The 947-nt window shown below is 67.7% G+C and carries 1 protein-coding gene; it reads left to right on the forward strand.

What is annotated here, in order from left to right:
* Positions 1-5: 5 nt before the first annotated feature.
* A partial coding sequence (locus ACFYOW_RS28775) for an IPT/TIG domain-containing protein (protein ID WP_387293253.1) occupies positions 6-947 on the forward strand: 942 nt, incomplete at its 3' end.

The following is a 947-nucleotide window of genomic DNA, read 5'->3' on the forward strand; positions in this document are numbered from 1 at the left end:
CGAATCTGACGGGTGCGACCGCGGTGAATTTCGGTGCCACCCCGGCGACCTCGTTCACCGTGAACTCCGCCACGCAGATCACTGCCGTTGCCCCCGCAGGGGCGGCCGGGACGATACTGGTTACCGTCACGACCGTGGGTGGAACGAGTAACGGGGTCTCCTACACCTACGTCGCGGTTCCCACCCTCACGACCATCGCCCCGAACGCTGGTCCGGTGACCGGCGGGACAACGGTCGTGCTCACCGGGACGAACCTGACGGGTGCCGCCGCGGTGAATTTCGGTGCCACACCGGCGACTTCGTTCGTCGTGAACTCCTCGACGCAGATCACCGCGGTCGCCCCCGCAGGTGCGGCCGGGACGGTACTGGTCACGGTCACCACCGTGGGTGGAACGAGTAACGGGGTCTCCTACACCTACGTCGCGGTTCCCACCCTTACCGCCATCGTCCCCAACGCTGGTCCGGTGGCCGGTGGGACCACCGTCGTGCTCACAGGCACAGCCCTGACCGGTGCGACCGCGGTGAATTTCGGTGCCACACCGGCGACCTCGTTCACAGTGAACTCCGCCACGCAGATCACCGCGGTCGCCCCCGCAGGGGCGGCCGGGACGGTACTGGTCACGGTCACCACCGTGGGTGGAACGAGTAACGGGGTCTCCTACACCTACGTCGCGGTTCCCACCCTCACGACCATCGTCCCCAACGCTGGTCCGGTGGCCGGTGGGACCACGGTCGTGCTGACCGGCACAGCCCTGACCGGTGCGACCGCGGTGAATTTCGGTGCCACACCGGCGACTTCGTTCACGGTGGACTCCTCGACGCAGATCACCGCGGTCGCCCCCGCCGGGACGGCCGGGACGGTACTGGTCACGGTCACCACCGTGGGTGGAACGAGTAACGGGGTCTCCTACACCTACGTCGCGGTTCCCACCCTCACGACCATCGAC

Origin of the sequence: Nocardia sp. NPDC006982, from assembly GCF_042869435.1 — a bacterium.
In the GTDB taxonomy this organism is placed as follows: Bacteria; Actinomycetota; Actinomycetes; order Mycobacteriales; family Mycobacteriaceae; genus Nocardia.